This is a genomic window from Streptomyces sp. NPDC023573 (assembly GCF_055559735.1).
In genome coordinates this window covers 180,743-186,742 of sequence record NZ_JBVHKB010000012.1, presented here as the reverse complement: position 1 = coordinate 186,742, position 6,000 = coordinate 180,743, and the positions used below count along the sequence as shown (strand labels likewise).

At 69.4% G+C, this 6,000-nt stretch carries 6 protein-coding genes; all 6 read left to right on the top strand.

Annotation, left to right across the window (positions count from 1 at the left end):
• On the top strand, positions 1 to 480 hold a 480-nt coding region (locus tag ACZ32T_RS31530; protein ID WP_467370480.1), incomplete at its 5' end, for an apurinic/apyrimidinic endonuclease family protein.
• A gap of 145 nt (positions 481 to 625) precedes the next feature.
• A complete protein-coding gene (locus ACZ32T_RS31525; protein ID WP_467370477.1) occupies positions 626 to 1,888 on the top strand; it encodes an ABC transporter substrate-binding protein in 1,263 nt (420 codons plus the stop codon).
• 11 nt (positions 1,889 to 1,899) lie between these two features.
• Entirely contained in the window at positions 1,900 to 2,871 is a 972-nt protein-coding gene (locus tag ACZ32T_RS31520; RefSeq protein ID WP_467267612.1) for a carbohydrate ABC transporter permease, read from the top strand.
• Positions 2,872 to 2,876: 5 nt separating this feature from the next.
• Entirely contained in the window at positions 2,877 to 3,731 is an 855-nt protein-coding gene (locus tag ACZ32T_RS31515) for a carbohydrate ABC transporter permease (protein WP_467267614.1), read from the top strand.
• Positions 3,732 to 3,740: 9 nt separating this feature from the next.
• Positions 3,741 to 5,120 carry a GH1 family beta-glucosidase gene (locus tag ACZ32T_RS31510; RefSeq protein ID WP_467370473.1) on the top strand — a complete coding sequence of 460 codons (1,380 nt, stop codon included), beginning with the start codon at positions 3,741 to 3,743 and terminating at the stop codon, positions 5,118 to 5,120.
• Positions 5,121 to 5,463: 343 nt separating this feature from the next.
• Positions 5,464 to 5,991 (top strand): hypothetical protein, encoded by a 528-nt coding sequence (locus ACZ32T_RS31505; RefSeq protein ID WP_467267618.1) that lies wholly within the window; start codon positions 5,464 to 5,466, stop codon positions 5,989 to 5,991.
• The last annotated feature ends 9 nt before the right edge of the window (positions 5,992 to 6,000 follow it).

Here is a 6,000-nt window from a genome sequence, read left to right as displayed (position 1 = left end):
CCCCACGGCATCGCCCAGGCCCTGTGGTCGGGCAAGCTCTTCCACCTCGACCTCAACGGCCAGTCCGGCATCAAGTACGACCAGGACTTCCGCTTCGGCGCGGGCGACCTGCGCCAGGCGTTCTGGCTCGTCGACCTGCTGGAGACCGCCGGCTACGACGGCTCCCTCCACTTCGACTTCAAGCCCGTGCGCACCGACGGCATCGACGGCGTGTGGGAGTCCGCGAAGAACTGCATGCGCAACTACCTCATCCTCAAGGAGCGCGCCGCCGCCTTCCGCGCCGACCCCGCCGTCCAGGAAGCCCTCACCGCCTCCCGCCTCGACGAACTCGCCCGCCCCACCGCCGACGACGGCCTCAAGGCCCTCCTCGCCGACAGGTCCGCCTACGAGGACTTCGACGCGACCGCCGCCGCCGAACGCTCCATGGCCTTCGAAGCCCTCGACCAGCTCGCCATGGAACACCTCATCGGCGTCCGCTGACGGCCCTGGTGTCCGGCGGCCCGCCGCCGGACACCCCGCAGCCTCCCCCGCCGTGACACCGCCGGATCCACGCAGGGGCTTGACGAGCATCCCGTGGGAGCGTTCCCATGGGTCCCGGCCCCCCTCTCACCGCAAGGGCACCACCGTGACAGAACCTTCCCCCGACGGGCGGACCGGACGCCGTACCCGTCGCAGCAGGCGGATCGCCGTCCCTCTCACCGTCGTCTCCGCGATCGTCGCCGGCACCGTCCTGTCGGGGTGCGGTCAGCAGCGCGACGACGACGTCTACACCGTCATGAACTCCTCGACCGACGAGTCGTACCACCGCTGGGACGGTGACACCCTCGAGCGTTGCAGCAAGAAGCTCGGGATCACCATCGAGCAGCAGAGCGTGCCGGCCGCGCAGCTGATGACGAAGGCGCTGCGCATGGCGTCCTCGAAGTCGCTGCCGGACGTCCTCCAGCTGGACGCCTCCGAGATGCCGACCTTCGCCGAGGCCGGCGGGCTGATCCCGCTGAAGGACCTCGGGCTGACCACGACGGACATCCCCGAGGGGATCGTCGACTTCGGCTCGTTCGACGGGGAGTACTACGGGGCCGCGCGCACGGTGAACACCCTGGCGCTGTTCTACAACAAGGACACCCTCGACAAGGCCGGCCTGGAGGTGCCCACCACCTGGGCCGAGATGCAGTCGACGGCCAAGAAGCTGACCCAGGGCAAGCGGTACGGCCTGGCGCTGAGCGCGGGCGGCGCGGAGGACGGCGTCTTCCAGTTCACCCCCTTCATGTGGTCCAACGGCGGCGACGAGTCGAAGCTCGACACCCCCGAGGTCGCCGGGGCGCTGGACTACTGGAAGGCGCTGCTGAAGGACGGCTCGCTCTCCAAGTCGACGGTCAACTGGACCCAGGCCGACGTGAACGACCAGTTCATGGCCGGCAACGCGGCCATGATGATCAACGGCCCGTGGCAGGTCGAGACCCTGAACTCCAAGAAGGGGCTCAACTGGGGCATCGCCGAGATCCCGGTGCCCGAGGCGGGCGACGACTCGGTCGGCCCGCTCGGCGGCGGTGTGCTCACCGTGCCGAACACCGGCGACACCGAGCGCGAGAAGACGGCGGCCAAGATCATCGGCTGCATGTCGGGCGAGCAGGAGGAGATCACCTACGCCCTGAACAGCTGGATGGTCCCGGCTAACACCAAGGCCGCCGCCGAGTGGCGCAAGAAGGTCCCGGAGCTGGCCGCGCTCGCCGGACAGGTCTCGACGGCCCGGTCGCGTACGGCGAAGGTCGGTGCGCAGTGGTCGTCGGTGTCGCTCGCCCTGCAGAGTGCCTTCCAGTCCGCGCTCACCGGCGAATCCAGCGAGGCCGCTCTGAAGCGTGCCCAGCAGCAGGTCACGAGCGGGAACTGAGGTAACGAACCATGTCATCCACCACAGCCTCAGCCGCCGCGCCGACGGCCGGCCCGAAGGCCCCCGCGGCCGGTGCGGTCAGGAAGCCCGTGAACCCGCGGAGCGCCAAGCGGCGCAAGTCGCTGGCCCAGTGGGGGTTCATCGCCCCCGCCGTGATCTTCATGGCGCTGTTCTTCGGCTACCCGCTCGTCCGCAACATCGTGATGAGCTTCCAGGACTACTCGCCGTCCACCTTCTTCACCGGCGAGGCGCCGTTCAACGGCACGGACAACTGGAGCAACGTCTTCAGCGACGGGCTGTTCGGCAAGGCGCTCTGGCAGACGATCCTCTTCACCGTCGGATCGCTCGTCGGCCAGTTCTGCATCGGTCTGGCCCTCGCCGTCTTCTTCACCCGCCGCTTCCCGCTCAACGGGATCCTGCGCTCGCTGATCCTGCTTCCGTGGCTGGTCCCGATGGTCGTCTCCGGCATCGTCTGGCGGCGCATCTTCGACCAGGACACCGGTGTCCTCAACTCCTTCCTGGGCACCGTCGGCCTGCCCGGTGACACGCCCTGGCTGACCAGCACCAGCATGGCGCTGGTCTCGGTGATCCTGGTGAACATCTGGATCGGCATCCCGTTCAACATGGTGATCCTCTACGGCGGCCTCCAGGAGGTCCCGAAGGAGCTGAGCGAGGCCGCCGCGCTCGACGGCGCGTCCGCCTGGCGTACGTTCCGCTCGGTCACCCTGCCCATGCTCAAGCCCGTCATCACCGTGGTGCTGGTGCTCGGCTTCATGTCGACGGTCAAGATCCTCGACCTCGTCCTCGCCCTCACCGACGGCGGGCCCGCCGACTCCACGCAGACGCTCGGCACGCTCACGTACCAGAACTCCTTCGTCCAGATGGACTTCGGGGCCGGTGCCGTGGTCGGCAACATCCTGATCCTGATCTCCGCCGTCTTCGCGGTGTTCTACCTGCGGGTCAACCGCAACGAGGGGAAGTGACCGGCATGGCGACCACCACCCAGATCCCCGCCGCCCCGGCACCCGCCGTCCACCGGCCCAAGCGCCGCTGGGGTGCGACCGTCTTCGGCGTCGTCGTCCTCGCGGTCATGCTGTTCCCGCTGTACTGGATGATCAACACCGCCCTCCAGCCGGACGCGAGCCTGGTCGACGTGGGCCCGGTCCCCACGGGCGTCGACTTCTCCGGCTTCACCTCCGCCATCACGGAGCAGGGCGGCAACCTGCTGACCTCGCTGGCCGTGGCGCTCGGCGCCGTGGCCATCTGCCTGGCGATCTCCGCGCCGGCGGCGTACGGCCTCGCGCAGTTCAAGGTGCGCGGCGGCAAGACGATCGTCTTCGGCACGCTCATCACCCAGATGGTGCCGGGCATCGTCATCGCCAACGCCCTGTACAGCGCGTACGTGGACCTCGGCCTGGTCAACTCCTACTTCGGCCTGATGCTGGCGGACGCCTCGCTGGGCATCCCCTTCGCGATCGTGCTGATGCGGTCGTTCATGGTGTCGATCCCGCGCGAGGTCATCGAGGCCGCCGAGGTGGACGGCGCGGGCCGCGTCCGTACGTTCGTCCAGGTCGTCCTGCCGATGAGCCGCAACTCGCTGATCACCGCCGGGCTGTTCTCGTTCCTCTACGCGTGGAGCGACTTCATGTTCGCGCTCACGCTGAACACGACGGACGACGTCAAGCCGATCACCCTGGGCATCTACCAGTACATCGGCGCGCACGTCGGCGACTGGGGCTCGGTCATGGCCGCGTCCGTGCTGTCGGCCGTGCCCGCCGCGGTCCTCCTCGTCCTGTCCCAGAAGTACATCGCCGCCGGAATCACCGGCGGCTCGGTCAAGTAAGGGTTCTCCATGAGTGACTTCCCGGTCTTCCCGCCCGGTTTCGTCTTCGGCGCGGCCACGGCCTCGTACCAGATCGAGGGCGCCGTGGAGGAAGACGGCCGCGGCCCGTCCATCTGGGACACCTACAGCCACACGCCCGGCCGGACGGACTGCGGCGACACGGGCGACGTGGCGTGCGACCACTACCACCGCTACCCGGAGGACGTGGCGCTGCTGCGCGACCTGGGCGTGGAGTCGTACCGCTTCTCCATCGCCTGGTCCCGGATCCAGGCCACGGGCAGCGGGGCGGTCAACCCGAAGGGGCTGGACTTCTACTCCCGGCTCGTCGACTCGCTCCTGGAGGCGGGCATCGAGCCGGCCGCCACCCTCTACCACTGGGACCTGCCGCAGGCCCTGGAGGACAAGGGCGGCTGGCGCGTACGGGAGACGGCGGAGCGCTTCGGCGAGTACACGGCGATCATGGCCGAGCACCTGGGTGACCGGGTGCCGCGCTGGATCACCCTCAACGAGCCCTGGTGCAGCGCGTTCCTCGGCTACTCCGTCGGCCGGCACGCGCCGGGCGCCAAGGAGGGCCGCGGGGCCCTGGCCGCCGCGCACCACCTGCTGGTCGGCCACGGGCACGCGATGACCGCGCTGCGCGCGGCGGGCGTCCGCGAGGCGGGCATCACGCTCAACCTGGACCGCAACGTCCCGGCCACGGAGTCGGACGCCGACCTCGCCGCCGTCGTCCGCGCGGACACCCAGCACAACCTGGTGTGGACCGAGCCGATCCTCGCGGGCCGCTACCCGGCCACGGAGGAGGAGACCTGGGGCGAGCTGATCACCGGCCAGGACTTCCGCCGCGAGGGCGACCTGGAGCTGATCTCCCAGCCGATGGACTTCCTGGGCATCAACTACTACCGGCCGATCGTGGTCGCCGCCGCCCCGCACCGCGAGGCGGACCCGGCGCTGCGCGTGGCCACGGACAACCGTTACGCGGAGGGGAACTACCCGGACGTCCGCAAGACGGCCATGGGCTGGCCGGTCGTCCCGGAGTCGTTCACCGATCTGCTGACCGTGCTGAAGCAGACCTACGGCGACGCCCTGCCGCCGGTGCACATCACGGAGAACGGCTCGGCGGAGTTCGACAGCGTCGAGGCGGACGGTTCCGTTCACGACGCGGACCGGGTGGAGTACCTGCGCACCCATCTGACGGCGCTGCGCGCGGCGATGGACGCCGGTGTCGACGTACGCGGTTACTACGTGTGGTCGCTGCTGGACAACTTCGAGTGGGCGCTGGGCTACGCGAAGCGGTTCGGGATCATCCGGGTCGACTACGACACCCTGGAGCGCACCCCGAAGGACAGCTACCGCTGGTATCAGCAGCTGATCGCGGCACACAAGGCCTGATCGTCCGAGCTCGACCCGAGGGGCGTACGCGTGCGGCACCGCGAGTACGCCCCGTGGCATGTGCCGGGGCCGCCGGCCGCCCCCGCGTCGAGCCGTGGCGCGGTCACGAGACGCCGGGAATCCGCCATTGGCCGCTCGGTGCGCGGCTTCGGCGAGGACACTCGCGGACACGCTCCGTATCCGCACCGTGCCAGGGCGTTGAAGTGCGCGGGAGGCCCCCCGGGCCTCTATGTGAAGGCTCTGCACGAGACCTTCACCGCACGACCACTTTCAGCCGTCCTGTGTGCATGGCGTGCCCATGGGTGCAGACGATGCGTCCGGGGCGTGCCTAATCTCCCGGGCCATGAGACTCACTCGCACGAGACGCTTCGGTCTTGCCACGGTCATCGCTCTCGCCCTCACCCTCTTCGGCCTGGCGCCCGCCGCGAGCGCCGCCGACCCGGCCACGGCCGAGCTGTCGTTCAGCACCGACGCCGCGACCACCACGCCCGGCGGGACGGTGAACCTGTCCATGACGATGCAGAACAACCACACGTACGACATCTGGTTCGTCTACCAGACCATCGACCCGACCTGGCTGACCACCCAGCGCCCCGACCTCTCGTACAGCTTCACCGGGTGCAGCGTGGCGACGGACACGGGAGCCGTCCCCTGTTCCGGTACCGGGCCGGCGAATCTCGGCGGCAACTACGGCACCACCATCCCGCCCGGCCAGAGCCGCACCGTCACCCTGACCCTGCAGGTCGCCGCCGACTCGGGCTGCAACGGCAACATCGGCTTCTACTCGTACTTCTACGCCGAGTTCAGCGACAGCACGAGCCTCAGCAGCGGTCCGGTCTACACGCCCGAGACCCGCGTGCTGTGCGCGTGAGCGCACCGC

Coding starts and splice junctions, on each gene's coding strand:
- ACZ32T_RS31520 (WP_467267612.1), top strand. CDS start 1,900: ATGTCATCCACCACAGCCTCAGCCGCCGCGCCGACGGCCGGCCCGAAG.
- ACZ32T_RS31515 (WP_467267614.1), top strand. CDS start 2,877: ATGGCGACCACCACCCAGATCCCCGCCGCCCCGGCACCCGCCGTCCAC.
- ACZ32T_RS31510 (WP_467370473.1), top strand. CDS start 3,741: ATGAGTGACTTCCCGGTCTTCCCGCCCGGTTTCGTCTTCGGCGCGGCC.
- ACZ32T_RS31505 (WP_467267618.1), top strand. CDS start 5,464: ATGAGACTCACTCGCACGAGACGCTTCGGTCTTGCCACGGTCATCGCT.